Source organism: Amycolatopsis sp. MEPSY49, from assembly GCF_051337345.1.
Taxonomy (GTDB): domain Bacteria; phylum Actinomycetota; class Actinomycetes; order Mycobacteriales; family Pseudonocardiaceae; genus Amycolatopsis.
This window is the reverse complement of sequence record NZ_JBDLYJ010000002.1, coordinates 468565-481865: the sequence shown is the minus strand read 5'-3', so window position 1 is coordinate 481865 and position 13301 is coordinate 468565. Positions and strand designations below refer to the sequence as shown.

Below are 13301 nucleotides of genomic sequence, written 5' to 3'. Positions count from 1 at the left end.
GCCGGCTGCCGCCCGCCGGCTGCCGCCCGCCGGCTGCCGCCCGCCGGCTGCCGCCCGCCGGCTGCCGCCCGCCGGCTGCCGCCCGCCGGCTGCCGCCCGCCGGCTGCCGCCCGCCGGCTGCCGCCCGCCGGCTGCCGCCCGCCGGCTGCCGCCCGCCGGCTGCCGCCCGCCGGCTGCCGCCCGCCGGCTGCCGCCCGCCGGCTGCCGCCCGCCGGCTGCCGCCCGCCGGCTGCCGCCCGCCGGCTGCCGCCCGCCGGCTGCCGCCCGCCGGCTGCCGCCCGCCGGCTGCCGCCCGCCGGCTGCCGCCCGCCGGCTGCCGCCCGCCGGCTGCCGCCCGCCGGCTGCCGCCCGCCGGCTGCCGCCCGCCGGCTGCCGCCCGCCGGCTGCCGCCCGCCGGCTGCCGCCCGCCGGCTGCCGCCCGCCGGCTGCCGCCCGCCGGCTGCCGCCCGCCGGCTGCCGCCCGCCGGCTGCCGCCCGCCGGCTGCCGCCCGCCGGCTGCCGCCCGCCGGCTGCCGCCCGCCGGCTGCCGCCCGCCGGCTGCCGCCCGCCGGCTGCCGCCCGCCGGCTGCCGCCCGCCGGCTGCCGCCCGCCGGCTGCCGCCCGCCGGCTGCCGCCCGCCGGCTGCCGCCTGCCGGCTCCACCCCGCGGACTCCCCAGGCGAGCGGACACGAGAACAGGCACCGACGAGAACCCAGACTCCCCCGCACCCCGATCCGAAGCCAGAACACGGCCGGCAGCGCCGGGTCAAGGCATCTTTCCCGCCTTGACGCGGTGTTGCCGGCCGTAGTCACAATGACAGCTTCGGGGTGCCGGAAGGGCGGTGCTGGAAGGGCGGTGCTGGTGCTGGAAGAGCGGCGCCGGAAGGGCGGTGCTGGAACAGCGGCGCCGGAAGAGCCGAGCCGGAACAGCAGCGCCGGAAGAGCCGAGCCGGAAGGCACCACAGGACAGCGAACCCCACCCCGACCGTCCTGAATGACTCATTCACGTCGCCTCACGACATGAATGAGTCATTCACGTCATCCGGGCCCGGCGGGGAAGCGGCGAGCGGGGGCGTGCATTCCGGCCCCGCCGTTGCCAGACTGGCCGGTATGGGACTGCGCAGCGAAGCTTGGTTCAACAACCCCGCCGACCCCGGCATGACCGCCCTCTACCTGGAGCGGTACATGAACTGGGGGCTCACCCGCGAAGAACTCCAGTCCGGGAAGCCGATCATCGGCATCGCGCAGACCGGCTCCGACCTGTCGCCCTGCAACCGGCACCACCTGCAGCTCGCCGACCGCACCCGCGAAGGCATCCGCGAGTCCGGCGGCATCGCCATCGAGTTCCCCGTCCACCCCATCCAGGAGACCGGCAAGCGCCCGACCGCCGCCCTGGACCGGAACCTCGCCTACCTCGGGCTCGTCGAGACCCTCTACGGCTACCCCATCGACGGCGTCGTCCTCACCACCGGCTGCGACAAGACCACCCCCGCCTGCCTGATGGCCGCCGCGACCGTGGACCTCCCCGCCGTCGTGCTGTCCGGCGGCCCCATGCTCAACGGCTGGCACAACGGCGAGCGCACCGGGTCCGGGACCATCGTCTGGAAGGCGCGCGAACTGCTCGCCGCCGGGGAGATCGACGACGCCGGGTTCATGGAGCTCGTCGCGTCCTCGGCCCCGTCGCCCGGCCACTGCAACACCATGGGCACCGCCTCGACGATGAACGCCCTCGCCGAGGCACTCGGGATGAGCCTGCCCGGCTGCGCCGCCATTCCCGCGCCGCACCGCGACCGCGCGCGGATGGCCTACCTGACCGGACGCCGGATCGTCGAGATGGTGCGCGAGGACCTCAAGCCGTCCGACATCCTGACCCGCGAGGCGTTCGAGAACGCCATCGTCGTCAGCTCGGCGATCGGCGGGTCGACCAACGCGCCGATCCACATCGGCGCGATCGCCCGGCACGTCGGTGTCGAGCTGCCCCTCGAAGACTGGCAGCGCCTCGGCCACGCCGTCCCGCTGCTGGTCGACCTCCAGCCGGCCGGCAAGTACCTCGGCGAGGAGTTCCACCGCGCGGGCGGCGTCCCCGCCGTCGTGCACGAGCTGATGCGGCACGACCTGATCCACGAGGATGCCCGCACGGTCAACGGCCGCACGCTCGGCGAAAACTGCCGGGACGCCGAAGCCGGCGACCGCGACGTCATCCGCACCTTCGGCACCGCCCTCACCGAAGACGCCGGGTTCCTGGTCCTCAAGGGCAACCTCTTCGACGCGGCGATCATGAAGTCCAGCGTGATCTCGCCGGAGTTCCGCCGCCGCTACCTGGCCGGCGGCGTCTACGAAGGCACCGCGATCGTGTTCGACGGCCCCGAGGACTACCACGCCCGCATCGACGACCCCGACCTCGGCGTCGACGAACACTCGCTGCTCGTCATGCGCGGCACCGGCCCGCTCGGCTACCCCGGCTCCGCGGAGGTGGTCAACATGCGGCCGCCGGCGGAGCTGATCAAGCGCGGGATCCACGAGCTGCCGTGCCTCGGCGACGGCCGCCAGTCCGGTACGTCCGGGTCGCCGTCGATCCTCAACGCCTCCCCCGAAGCCGCCGCGGGCGGCGGGCTCGCGGTGCTGCGGACCGGCGACCGGGTGCGGATCGACCTCACCGCCGGCACCGCCGACGTCCTGATCCCCGGCGAAGAGCTCGCGCTGCGCCACAAGGAGCTGGCCGAAGCGGGCGGCTACCCGGTCCCGGACGCGCAGACGCCGTGGCAGGAGATCCAGCGGTCGATGGTCGACCAGCTCTGCGACGGCATGGTGCTGCGCCCGGCGGTGGCGTACCAGCGGATCGCGCGGACGAAGGGCATCCCCCGCGACAACCACTAGCGGCACTTTCACGAGAAAGTGCCGCTTCGGACGCGGCGGGAGGGGGTATCCCTGCGGTAGCCGAGGCGAGGAGGCCAATCATGCTGCCGGAGCGAGAACGCCACGCCCTGCGCGAGATCGAGGCTGAGCTGCAGGCGAGCGACCCCGCGTTCGCCGCCGCCTTCACCGGCCGCACCCTGCGCGAGGCCAAACGCTGGAACCTGCTGCTCGTGCTGTGCGACGTCACCGCGGTGGTCATGCTCGTCGTCGGCTTGTTCGCCCGCGACGCCGCGCTCGTGCTTTGGGGCACGGTCGGGGCCGGCGCGCTCGTCGCGTGGCACATCGCCCGCGCCGAGACGGCCGGCCAGTCCACTCAGGACGGGACGCCGGCGGCCGGGTCCACAGTGGATTAACCGGCCGCCCGCGCCGCGCCGGCCACCGCCTCCGCCATCGCCGGCACCAGCGCCTCGTCGAACACGCTCGGCACGATGTGCCCGGCGGCCAGGTCGTCGCCGGCCACGTCCGCCAGCGCGTGCGCCGCCGCCAGCAGCATCTCCCCCGTCACCCTCGGCGCGCCCGAGTCGAGCAGGCCGCGGAACATGCCCGGGAACGCCAGCACGTTGTTGATCTGGTTGGGGAAGTCGCTGCGGCCGGTGGCCACGATCTCCGCGTGCTTGCCCGCTGCCCCGGGGTCGACCTCCGGGTCGGGGTTGGCCAGCGCGAAGACGATCGCGCGGTCCGCCATCGCGGCGACGTCGCCGGGGTCGAGGAGGCCGCCCGCGCTGACGCCGACGAACACGTCCGCGCCGCGCAGCGCGTCCTGCACGCTGCCGGTGGCGCGCGCCGAGTTGGTGTTCTCCGCCAGCCAGTGCTTCTCCCCCACCAGGTCCCGGTCCGGGTGCAGGACGCCTTCGCTGTCGCAGACGACGAGGCCGTCGGCGCGGAAGCCCGCACGCAGCAGCAGCCGCGCGATCGCACTGCCCGCCGCCCCCGCGCCGGCGATGACGACCGACGTGCCCGCGGGCTCACGGCCGGTCAGCTTCAGCGCGTTGTGCAACGCACCGAGCACGACGACCGCGGTGCCGTGCTGGTCGTCGTGGAACACCGGGATGTCGAGCTCGTCGTGCAGCCGCCGCTCGACGGTGAAGCACCGCGGGGCGGCGATGTCCTCGAGGTTGATCGCGCCGAACGACGTCGCCAGGTCCTTCACGGTGCGGACGAGGTCGTCGGGTTCGCGGCTCACCGGGCAGATCGGCCACGCGTCGACGTCGGCGAAGCGCTTCAGCAGCGCCGCCTTGCCCTCCATCACGGGCAGCGCGGCGGCCGGGCCCCGGTCGCCGAGCCCGAGCAGGGCGGACCCGTCGGACACGATGGCGACCGAGTTGCCCTTGACCGTCTCCCGCGCGAGGAGCGACGGGTCGTCGCCGACCCGCTTCGCCTGGTCCGCGACGCCCGGCGTGTAGTGCTCGGCCAGGTCGCCGGCGGTGTCCAGCGCGACGCGGGTCGCGACTTCGACTTTTCCGCGGCTGCGTGACATACCCGCGGGGTACCCGGACCGCGCGGGGAGGAATCACCGCCGGTCAGTCGTAGGACAGGGCCTCGACCAGCTCGCCGGCCGTCGGGTTCGACAGGGCCCGGGCGACGTCGGCCTGCGCGACGATGCCGACCAGGTCGTGGCCGTCGATCACCGGGAGCCGGCGCACGCGGTGCTCGGACATGGTGCGCAGGATCTCCTCGGCGCCGTCGTCCGCGCCGATCGTGACGACCTCGCCCTGGGCGAGCTCGCCGACGTGGACCGCGCGCGGGTCCTTGCCCTCGGCCAGCACCTTCACCACGATGTCGCGGTCGGTGACCATGCCCTTCAGCCGGTTGTCCTCGCCGCAGATGGGCAGGGCGCCGACGTTCAGCCGGGCCATGGTCTGCGCCGCGTCGTGCACGGTGTCCGACTCCCGGGCGCAGGTCGCGTCCGACGTCATGATCTCGCGTGCGGTGGTCATCGTGAACTCCTTCCGTTCTCGGGCGGTACCGCGCGGCTACCCGGGGCACGCGGGTTTACTCGGGCGCCGCGGCGGGAATTTCGCAGCACATGCCGGATAGCCGCGGTGCCGAGCCGCCGGACACCACCGACCTCGACCGGTTGCGGTCGGCGGCGTCGACCTGCCGAGGCTGCTCGCTGTACCAGGACGCCACGCAGACCGTCTTCGGCGAAGGCACGAAACAGGCGAAGGTCCTCGTCGTCGGCGAACAGCCGGGCGACAAGGAGGACGTCGCCGGCGAGCCGTTCGTCGGGCCGGCCGGGAAGCTGCTGGACCGCGCGTTCGACGAGGCCGGCTTCGACCGGAAGGCGCTGTACGTCACCAACGCGGTCAAGCACTTCAAGTTCAAGCGCGACGAACGCGGGAAGCGGCGCATCCACCAGAAGCCGGGCCGCACCGAGGTGGTCGCCTGCCGGCCGTGGCTGCTGGCGGAGCTGCGCGCGGTGCGCCCGGACCTGGTGCTGCTGCTGGGCGCGACGGCCGCGCAGTCGCTGCTGGGCACCAAGTTCAAGCTGACGCAGCACCGCGGCGAACCGGTGGAAGCACCCGAGGACGTGGCCGAGCTGGTTCCGTCGGCGATCGCGACCGTGCACCCGTCGGCGATCCTGCGGGCTCCCGACCGCGACGAGGCCTACGCGGCCTTCGTCGATGACCTCAAGGCCGCGCACAAACTGCTCAAGTGAGCTGCTTGAGCGCCGCTTCGGCCGACGCCGCGTGCGCGTCCAGGTCCCGCCACGGGTCGTCCTTGCGCGCCAAGCGCTGCTTCTCCTTGGCCAGGCTCCACCCGTCCGGGTCCGCCTTGCCCAGCTCGCGCCAGTCCAGCGGGGTGGCCGCCGCCGCGCCCGGGCGGGCCCGCAGCGAGTACGGCGCCACGAACGTCTGCGCGTAGCCGTTGCGGTTGGCGTCCAGGAAGATCCGGTCGCCGCGCTTGTCCTTGCGCTGGGCCGTCGTCAGCCGGTCCGGGTCGTCCGCGGCGACGCGGTCGGCCAGCGCGCGGGACAGCTCGAGCACGGTTTCGGTGTCCGTCTTGGCGTCCAGCGGCGCGAGCACGTGGAAGCCGCGGCCGCCGGTCGCCTGGACGAACGGCGTCAGGCCTGCCCGCTCGTAGTGGTCGCGGATCCGCCGCGCGACCGCGCGCAGCTCGGCGACCGGCGCGCCGTCCGGCGGGTCGAGGTCGAGCACCAGCCGGTCCGGCCGCTCCGGCTCGTCCACAGTGGACAACCAGACGTGGAACTCCAGGGTGCCCTGCCCGGCCAGGTATTCCAGCGTTTCGGCGTCCTCGCAGACGACGTAGTCGTCGGTGCCGCCACCGCGCCGCGGGACGCTCTCGACGCGGATCGAGTCCGGGAAGTGCTCCCCCGGGTGCTTCTGGAACCAGCCCTGGCCGTCGATGCCGTCGGGGTAGCGCCGCAGCGTCAGCGGGCGGCCGCGCAGGTGCGGCACCATGACGTCGGCGACCGCGCGGTAGTACTCGACGACGTCGCCCTTCGTCAGCCCGTCGCCGGGGTAGTACACCTTGTCCGCGTGGGAAATCTTCATGCGCGCTCCCGCACGACGTCCGCCGCCTTCTTGTCCTCGCGCAACCCGGCGAACCGCGGGTGCCGCAGCCGCCCGTCGCGCGTCCATTCGGAGAAGTCGATCTGCGCGACGAGGTCCGGCCGGACCCAGTGCGCACCCTTTTCCCGCACCGCACCGGCGAACGGCGACCGCTTGGTCTCCCGCTCCCGCAACCGGGCGTGCAGGGAGGCCAGCAGCTGCTCGTCGAACCCGGTGCCGACCTTGCCGGCGTACTTCAGGCCGCCGTCCTCGTGGTAGCCGAGCAGCAGGGCGCCGAAGCCGTGGCGGGCGCCCTGCGGGTCGGTGAAGCCGCCGATGACGAGCTCCTGGCCCTGGGCGCACTTGAACTTCAGCCAGTCGGGGGACCGCCCGTGGTGGTACGGCGCCTCCGCCCGCTTCGCGATGACGCCCTCCCAGCCGCGCCGGCAGGCCTCCGCGTAGAACTTCTCGCCTTCGGTGTTGCGGTGGGCCGAGAGCCGGAGCGGGTCCTCGAAGTCGAACGCGTCGCGCAGCAGCGCCTTCCGCTGCCGCAGGGGCAACGAGGTCGTGTCGTGGTCGTCGTAGTACAGCAGGTCGAACAGGTAGTAGTAGACGCGCACGCCGGTGGCCCGCGCGCGGTCCGGGTCGCTGACGTGGATCCGCGGCTGCAGCGCCGCGAAACTGGTGTTGGCGCCGTCGAACGCCACGATTTCGCCGTCCGCCACGAACCGCGGGCCGCCCTGGGCCGCCAGCGCTTCGACGAGCTCCGGGTAGGCGTTGTCCATCACCTTGTGGTTGCGCGAGTAAAGCGTCGGCGTGCCCGAGTCGCGCACGCAGATCGCCCGGACGCCGTCCAGCTTGCGCTCGAAGATCCAGCCGTCGTCGGAGAACCGGCGATCGGTGAGCGTGGCCAGGGTCGGTTCGCGCCAGCCGGGTCCGGTCAGCCCGGTCACGAGGCCTTCAGCGCCTTCTCCAGCTCGGCGCGCGTCATCTTCGACCGGCCCTTCACGCCCTGCTCGCGGGCCAGCTTGTCCAGGTCGGCCTTGGACAGCTCGGCGAGGTCGGGCTCCTGCTTCTTCGCCGCCTTCTTCTCGGGCTTCTTGCCGCCGCCCTTCCGGTTCTTCACGCTGCGCGACAGCGCCTCGAACAAGTCGACGACGTCGGCCGAAGGCTCCGGCTCCTCTTCGTGGGCGATCTCCTTGCCCTGCTTCTTGGCCTTGATGAGCTCCTCGACGCGTTCGGAGTACTCGTCGCGGTAGTCGTCGGGCTTCCACGGCGCGGTCATCTCGTCGACGAGCGCGAGCGCCATGTCGAGCTCCTTGGGCCGCGGCTTGGGCAGGCTGGGCAGCCCGCCCATGACGTCCTTGGGCTTCCGCAGGTCGGCGACGAAGTGCAGGGTGTTGAGCACCATGACGTCCTCGCCGGCGCGGATCGCCGAGAGGTATTCCTTGCCGCGCAGGACGAACTTCGCGATCCCGGCCTTCTCACTGCGGTCCATCGCCTGCAGCAGCAGGCCGTACGCCTTGGCGAAGTCCTCCTTCGCCGGCTTCAGCCAGTACGTGCGGTCGAAGAACCACGGGTCGATCTCGTCGAGTTCGACGAACTGCTCGATGTCGATCCGCCGGGACCGCTCGGGCGCGATCTCGTCCAGCTCGTCGGGCTCGACGAGCACGTGGTCGCCGCCGCCGAGGTCGTAGCCCTTGACGATCTCGTCCTGGGTGACCTCGTCGCCGGTCCGCTCGTTGACCCGCCGGTTGCGGATCCGGTCCGACGTCCCGCGCTCGAACTGGTGGAAGTGGATCGTGTGGTCCGCCACCGCCGGGTATAGCTCCACCGGGACGGTGACCAGCCCCAGGCTCAGGGCACCGCTCCAGACCGGTCTGGCCATGTCTCGACCTCCTCACCGGCAGCGATACCCGCGTGACCACGGCTCGAAACGCCGGCTCGTCGCGGTGCGTGACGAACCGTCGCCGAAAACGCCGGAGCCCGCCGCGACCGGCTGGTCGCGGCGGGCTCCGGGGTCGCTCGTCAGGCGACTTCGCTGCTGCGGCCGCCGGACCGGTGCAGGCCCAGCATCTCGAGCAGCTGCGCGCAGTCTTCGGAGTCCTTCGCCCGCGCCGCGACGGCCAGCGCCGCCCGGCGCCGGGTGTCGGCCTGGGCCGGCGTGTCCCCGCCCTCGAGGAGGAGGTCCGCCACCGGTCGCAGGTCGTTCCGCTTGTCTCGCATGTTCGCTCCCCTCCGGCAATCCCCCGGTGAACCCGGTCGCCGGCCGATTACCCGGTCTCATCCCGTCCAACACAAGAGGCACCGATCGGGTTCCCGGAGACGGCCGGCGCTAGGCCGGACGAGTGAATTCACCCGGTTCTGACGGGGGAACCGGCAAGGTAGGTGAGACCCACGTCACACCAGGAGGCCGGATGGGCACCCAGCTCCGCATCAGCCGCGAGGACGGTTCGCTGCCCTGCGAAGTGTGCGGCTTCCCGACAATGCACGTCGCGCAGGTGGTGGCCGACGACGGGAGCATCCTCGGCCGCACGCTGATCTGCACGACGTGCCAGCGCGGCCGGCACCGGCCCGACGCGGCCGCCGAGACCGAGGCACCGCCGGACGAGGTCCCGGCCGGCTAGTTCGCCGTGGTCACCACCGCCGCCACGAACTCCGCCGCGACCTCGTGGAGCTTCCGGTTGCCGTCCTGGGACCGCTTCACCAGGCGCCGGAACGCCTCCTCCGCGGTGATCCGGTGCGCGGCCATCAGGATCCCCTTGGCCTGGTCGATCACCGCGCGCGTCTCGAGCGCCCGGTTCAGCTGGTCGATCAGCTCGCGGGCCGCGAAGTACCGGCGGGCGCTGCGCAGGCCGATCACCACCGTCGCCGTGTACAGCTCGAGGATTTTCGTGCCCAGTTCGCTGAAGCCGTGCTCGCCGAAGCCGAAGAGGTTCACCGCGCCGGACATGTCGTCGTCCACGGTCAGCGGCGCGGCCAGGAAGCTGGCCACCCCGAGCTGCTCGGCCGACGACACGAACTGCGGCCACAGGTCCCCCACCGCCCCGACGCCGACACGGACCGGCTGCCCGGTCTCGGCGGCGCGCAGGCACGGCCCGTCCCCGATCCGGTACTGCTCGCGGTCGAAGTTCACCGCGCGCTGATCGGTGCTGGCCACCGTCTCGGGCACGCCTTCGCGCACCAGCGTGATGCTCGCCATGTCGGCCCCCGGCACGACCTGCACGGCGTGGTCGCACACGGCCTGCAGCATCTGCCCGAGATCCAGCTCGGTGTCGAACATCGCGGTCAGCGACTCCATCGCGACCGTGACCTCGTCCAACCGCGCGGTGAGCTGCTCATCGCCGCCCGTCATCCTGGTGACGCCCCTCTTCTTGGTGCTCAGGGCGCTATCGACCAGGGAGGACCCGGGCGCGCGCCACTAGTGGGCCGCTAGCGCTTTAACGGGTCCAGCGCGAGATTACTGCATCCCGCCCGCCACGGGCACAAGCGGTCACCGCCGCGGACGCGGCACACGCCCGTTCGGAGCAACGCCGGTTGCGGCTGCTCCGAACGGGGTTAGGCTCGGGTGACGGTTCAGCACAGCAGCCGGCCTCGGCACACCCTCGAGCGCGGCAGACTCCCGCGCACCCCAGGACGGCGGCGAACCGGCATGATGGTCCCCCGACCCCGAAATCCCGCACTCCGGCTGCGCGCGACGTGGCCCGCCCCGCACGCGGTACTGGTCACCGCCCGCGGAGCCCTCGACACGGCGACGGCGGCGGACCTCGCCACCCTGCTTTCCGACCGCCTCCGCGCGGTCCCGGAGCGGCTGGTCCTCGATCTGTCCGAAGTGGACTTCCTCGGCGTCGCCGGGATCCGGGTGCTGCTGCACGCGGCCCTGCAGGCCGAGCAGAACGGCACGGAACTGCTGGTGGAGATCGGACCGAGCCCCACGGTCCGGCGCGCGCTCCAGGTGACCGGCGCCGATCAGCGGCTGGCGATCTCGGCCGGCCGGCCCGAGCCCGCACCGGCTTGACCCCCGGCCCGCCACTTCCGGCGGAGCCGCTCAGCGGGACGAGCCGGCCGTGCCCGCGTGGCCTTCCCGGGACCCGGCCGGATCCGCGCCCGGGTCCAGCACCCGCGCCCGGGCCCGCTTCGACCGGATGTACCGCTCCTCCTTCATCCGCTCCACCGTCTCCGGGTGGTGCAGCTCGAAGGCGGGCCGCTCGGAGCGGATCCGCGGCAGGTCCAGGAAGTTGTGCCGCGGCGGCGGGCACGTCGTCGCCCATTCGAGGCTGTTGCCGTAGCCCCACGGGTCGTCGACCAGGACCTGCTCGCCGTAGCGGTAGCTCTTCACCACGTTCCAGATGAACGGCAGCGTCGACGCGCCCAGCAGGAACGCCCCGATCGTCGAAATCGTGTTCAGCGTCGTGAAGCCGTCCGAGGTCAGGTAGTCCGCGTAGCGGCGCGGCATGCCCTCGTCGCCCAGCCAGTGCTGGACCAGGAACGTCGTGTGGAACCCGATGAACGTCGTCCAGAAGTGCCACTTGCCGAGGCCCTCGTCGAGCATCCGGCCGGTCATCTTCGGGAACCAGAAGTAGATCCCGGCGAACGTCGCGAACACGATCGTGCCGAACAGGACGTAGTGGAAGTGGGCGACGACGAAGTACGAGTCGGTGACGTGGAAGTCCAGGGGCGGCGACGCCAGGATGATCCCGGTGAGGCCGCCGAACAGGAACGTCACCATGAAGCCGACCGACCACAGCATCGGCGTCTCGAAGGTCAGGTGCCCCTTCCACATCGTGCCGATCCAGTTGAAGAACTTGATCCCGGTCGGCACCGCGATGAAGAACGTCATGATCGAGAAGAACGGCAGCAGCACCGCGCCGGTGGCGAACATGTGGTGCGCCCACACCGCCGCCGACAGCCCGGTGATCGCGATCGTCGCGAACACCATCAGCCGGTAGCCGTACAGCGGTTTCCGGCTGAACACCGGGATGATCTCGGTGACGATCCCGAAGTACGGCAGGGCCACGATGTAGACCTCGGGGTGGCCGAAGAACCAGAACAGGTGCTGGAACATGATCGCCCCGCCGTTCTCGGGGTCGAACACGTGCGCGCCGAGCCGGCGGTCGGCCTCCAGCCCGAACAGCGCGGCGGTGAGGATCGGGAACGCCAGCAGGATCAGGATCGAGGTGAACAGGATGTTCCAGGTGAACAGCGGCATCCGCCACATCGTCATCCCGGGCGCGCGCAGGGTCACGATCGTGGTGACCATGTTGACCCCGCCGAGGATGGTGCCGAGCCCGGACACGATCAGGCCCATGATCCACAGGTCGCCGCCGACGCCCGGCGAGTGGATCGCGTTGGACAGCGGCGTGTAGGCCGTCCAGCCGAAGTCGGGCGCGCCGCCCGGGGTGAGGAACGAGCTGATCACGATCAGCCCGCCGAACAGGTAGAGCCAGTAGGCGAACGCGTTGAGCCGGGGGAACGCGACGTCGGGCGCGCCGATCTGCAGCGGCAGGATGTAGTTGGCGAACCCGAACAGGTTCGGAGTGGCGTAGAGCAGCAGCATGATCGTGCCGTGCATGGTGAACAGCTGGTTGTACTGCTCCGGCGAGAGGAACTGCAGTCCCGGCCGGGCCAGTTCGCCCCGCATCAGCAGCGCCATCGCGCCGCCCGCCATGAAGAAGGCGAACGACGTCGTCAGGTACAGCAGGCCGATCTGCTTCGGGTCGGTGGTCCGGAACAGGGCGAGCAGGGTCCCGCCCTTCGGTCCCCGCCGCGCCACCGCCAGGGGCACCGCCCGCAGGCTCGGTGCCGGCTTCACCTCGGTCATCCGCAACTCCTGTCGCCGGACTGTCCCGTAATCCGCGTATTACTCCTGATGACCACGCGCCGCGTTCCCCCGAACGGGTGGAACTAGTCCCGCAGGGCCGGGAGCAGCTCCTTTTCGGCGAAGTCGAGGAAGCCGTCCTGCTGGTCGCCGCCGATCTGGACCAGGGCGACGTCGGTGAAACCGGCCTTCTCGAACTCGCGCAGGCCCTCGACGATCGGCTCGACGTCCGGGCCGCACGGGATCGAGCCGGCGACGTCGTCCTCGCGGACGAACTGGGTGGCGCCGGCGAACCCGGCCGGGCCGGGCAGCTCGGCGTTGACCTTCCAGCCGCCGGCGAACCAGCGGAACTGCTCGTGGGCGCGCTGCACCGCCGCGTCGCGGTCGGTGCCCCACGACACGGGCATCTGCCCGATCTTGCGGCTCGGCGGCCCGGGCTTCGTCGCGTCCCACTCGCTCGCCAGCTCGGCCTTCGGCTCGACGGCGATCATCGCGTCGGCGACCGGGGCGAACCGCCGGACCGACTGCGAACCGGACACCGCGACACCGATCGGCGTCCGGGTCTCCGGGAGGTCCCACAGCTTCGCGGAATCGACGCGGAAGTGCTTGCCCTCGTAGTCGAAGTAGCCGCCGTCGAACAGGCCGCCGATGATCTGCAGGGCTTCGGCGAGCATGTCGTGCCGCACGTTCGCCGGCGGCCAGCCGCGGCCGACGACGTGCTCGTTGAGGTTCTCCCCCGCGCCGAGCCCGAGGGTGAACCGGCCGTCCGACAGCGCCTGGACCGTCGCGGCCTTCTGCGCCACGACCGCCGGGTGGTAGCGCATGGTCGGGCAGGTCACGTAGGTCATCAGCTCGACGCGCTCGGTGCTCTGGGTGACCGCGCCCAGCACGCTCCAGGCGTAGGGCGCGTGCCCTTGCTCGTCCAGCCAGGGCGAGTAGTGGTCGCTCATGACCTCGAAGTCGAAGCCGGCCTGTTCCGCACCGGCGGCGAAGCGGACCAGGTCGTTCGGGCCGGCCTGCTCGGTCATCAGCGTGTAGCCGATCTTCATCGGCGCCTCCTCTCGATCAGCCCCCCGC

General features: G+C 72.2%; 14 protein-coding genes. 5 read left to right on the top strand and 9 right to left on the bottom strand.

From position 1 onward, the window contains the following. The first annotated feature begins 1088 nt into the window (after positions 1-1088). Entirely contained in the window at positions 1089-2855 is a 1767-nt protein-coding gene (locus ABFJ78_RS11375) for an IlvD/Edd family dehydratase (RefSeq protein WP_436385851.1), read from the top strand. An 80-nt stretch (positions 2856-2935) separates the two neighbouring features. After that, on the top strand, positions 2936-3247 hold the full coding sequence (locus ABFJ78_RS11370; protein WP_436385850.1) for a DUF3040 domain-containing protein: 312 nt from the start codon (positions 2936-2938) through the stop codon (positions 3245-3247). On the opposite strand, the gene ABFJ78_RS11365 is transcribed toward ABFJ78_RS11370, so the two are convergent. Further along, positions 3244-4371: an NAD(P)-dependent malic enzyme gene (locus ABFJ78_RS11365; RefSeq protein ID WP_436385849.1), complete on the bottom strand. Its 1128-nt coding sequence runs from the start codon at positions 4369-4371 to the stop codon at positions 3244-3246. The two genes, ABFJ78_RS11370 and ABFJ78_RS11365, sit on opposite strands and share 4 nt — an antisense overlap. A 43-nt stretch (positions 4372-4414) precedes the next feature. Continuing rightward, positions 4415-4831 (bottom strand): CBS domain-containing protein, encoded by a 417-nt coding sequence (locus tag ABFJ78_RS11360; protein WP_436385848.1) that lies wholly within the window; start codon positions 4829-4831, stop codon positions 4415-4417. An 89-nt stretch (positions 4832-4920) separates the two neighbouring features. On the opposite strand from ABFJ78_RS11360, the gene ABFJ78_RS11355 reads away from it, so the two are divergent. Beyond that, on the top strand, positions 4921-5553 hold the full coding sequence (locus ABFJ78_RS11355) for a UdgX family uracil-DNA binding protein (RefSeq protein ID WP_436385847.1): 633 nt from the start codon (positions 4921-4923) through the stop codon (positions 5551-5553). Here the strand turns inward: ABFJ78_RS11355 and ligD (ABFJ78_RS11350) are convergent. The 4 genes from ligD (ABFJ78_RS11350) to ABFJ78_RS11335 form a co-directional block, all read right to left on the bottom strand. After that, on the bottom strand, positions 5546-6409 hold the full coding sequence (gene ligD / locus ABFJ78_RS11350; RefSeq protein ID WP_436385846.1) for a non-homologous end-joining DNA ligase: 864 nt from the start codon (positions 6407-6409) through the stop codon (positions 5546-5548). The genes ABFJ78_RS11355 and ligD (ABFJ78_RS11350) overlap by 8 nt on opposite strands. After that, the gene (gene ligD / locus ABFJ78_RS11345) at positions 6406-7350 is read right to left on the bottom strand and encodes a non-homologous end-joining DNA ligase (RefSeq protein WP_436386759.1); all 945 of its coding nucleotides are present in this window, start codon (positions 7348-7350) and stop codon (positions 6406-6408) included. The genes ligD (ABFJ78_RS11350) and ligD (ABFJ78_RS11345) overlap by 4 nt, the downstream gene beginning before the upstream one ends. A 5-nt stretch (positions 7351-7355) precedes the next feature. Next, positions 7356-8294, bottom strand: coding sequence for a Ku protein (locus ABFJ78_RS11340; RefSeq protein WP_436385845.1), 939 nt, complete (start codon positions 8292-8294; stop codon positions 7356-7358). Positions 8295-8434: 140 nt separating this feature from the next. Next, positions 8435-8632, bottom strand: a complete 198-nt coding sequence (locus ABFJ78_RS11335; RefSeq protein ID WP_436385844.1) for a hypothetical protein — start codon at positions 8630-8632, stop codon at positions 8435-8437. Positions 8633-8823: 191 nt separating this feature from the next. Between ABFJ78_RS11335 and ABFJ78_RS11330 the strand changes: the two genes are divergently transcribed. After that, entirely contained in the window at positions 8824-9033 is a 210-nt protein-coding gene (locus ABFJ78_RS11330) for a hypothetical protein (protein WP_436385843.1), read from the top strand. Here the strand turns inward: ABFJ78_RS11330 and ABFJ78_RS11325 are convergent. After that, positions 9030-9761 (bottom strand): ANTAR domain-containing protein, encoded by a 732-nt coding sequence (locus tag ABFJ78_RS11325; protein ID WP_436385842.1) that lies wholly within the window; start codon positions 9759-9761, stop codon positions 9030-9032. The genes ABFJ78_RS11330 and ABFJ78_RS11325 overlap by 4 nt on opposite strands. A 297-nt stretch (positions 9762-10058) precedes the next feature. On the opposite strand from ABFJ78_RS11325, the gene ABFJ78_RS11320 reads away from it, so the two are divergent. Continuing rightward, positions 10059-10424 (top strand): STAS domain-containing protein, encoded by a 366-nt coding sequence (locus ABFJ78_RS11320; RefSeq protein ID WP_436385841.1) that lies wholly within the window; start codon positions 10059-10061, stop codon positions 10422-10424. A 30-nt stretch (positions 10425-10454) separates the two neighbouring features. On the opposite strand, the gene ctaD is transcribed toward ABFJ78_RS11320, so the two are convergent. Both ctaD and ABFJ78_RS11310 read right to left on the bottom strand, forming a co-directional pair. Beyond that, positions 10455-12227 (bottom strand): aa3-type cytochrome oxidase subunit I, encoded by a 1773-nt coding sequence (ctaD, locus tag ABFJ78_RS11315; protein WP_436385840.1) that lies wholly within the window; start codon positions 12225-12227, stop codon positions 10455-10457. A gap of 83 nt (positions 12228-12310) precedes the next feature. Next, positions 12311-13273 carry an LLM class F420-dependent oxidoreductase gene (locus ABFJ78_RS11310; RefSeq protein ID WP_436385839.1) on the bottom strand — a complete coding sequence of 321 codons (963 nt, stop codon included), beginning with the start codon at positions 13271-13273 and terminating at the stop codon, positions 12311-12313. Positions 13274-13301: the final 28 nt, after the last annotated feature.

Bases quoted from the DNA above. Each gene is read 5' to 3' on its own strand.
- ABFJ78_RS11375 (WP_436385851.1), top strand. From the start codon at position 1,089: ATGGGACTGCGCAGCGAAGCTTGGTTCAACAACCCCGCCGACCCCGGC.
- ABFJ78_RS11370 (WP_436385850.1), top strand. From the start codon at position 2,936: ATGCTGCCGGAGCGAGAACGCCACGCCCTGCGCGAGATCGAGGCTGAG.
- ABFJ78_RS11365 (WP_436385849.1), bottom strand. From the start codon at position 4,371: ATGTCACGCAGCCGCGGAAAAGTCGAAGTCGCGACCCGCGTCGCGCTG.
- ABFJ78_RS11360 (WP_436385848.1), bottom strand. From the start codon at position 4,831: ATGACCACCGCACGCGAGATCATGACGTCGGACGCGACCTGCGCCCGG.
- ABFJ78_RS11355 (WP_436385847.1), top strand. From the start codon at position 4,921: ATGCCGGATAGCCGCGGTGCCGAGCCGCCGGACACCACCGACCTCGAC.
- ligD (WP_436385846.1), bottom strand. From the start codon at position 6,409: ATGAAGATTTCCCACGCGGACAAGGTGTACTACCCCGGCGACGGGCTG.
- ABFJ78_RS11340 (WP_436385845.1), bottom strand. From the start codon at position 8,294: ATGGCCAGACCGGTCTGGAGCGGTGCCCTGAGCCTGGGGCTGGTCACC.
- ABFJ78_RS11335 (WP_436385844.1), bottom strand. From the start codon at position 8,632: ATGCGAGACAAGCGGAACGACCTGCGACCGGTGGCGGACCTCCTCCTC.
- ABFJ78_RS11330 (WP_436385843.1), top strand. From the start codon at position 8,824: ATGGGCACCCAGCTCCGCATCAGCCGCGAGGACGGTTCGCTGCCCTGC.
- ABFJ78_RS11325 (WP_436385842.1), bottom strand. From the start codon at position 9,761: ATGACGGGCGGCGATGAGCAGCTCACCGCGCGGTTGGACGAGGTCACG.
- ABFJ78_RS11320 (WP_436385841.1), top strand. From the start codon at position 10,059: ATGATGGTCCCCCGACCCCGAAATCCCGCACTCCGGCTGCGCGCGACG.
- ctaD (WP_436385840.1), bottom strand. From the start codon at position 12,227: ATGACCGAGGTGAAGCCGGCACCGAGCCTGCGGGCGGTGCCCCTGGCG.
- ABFJ78_RS11310 (WP_436385839.1), bottom strand. From the start codon at position 13,273: ATGAAGATCGGCTACACGCTGATGACCGAGCAGGCCGGCCCGAACGAC.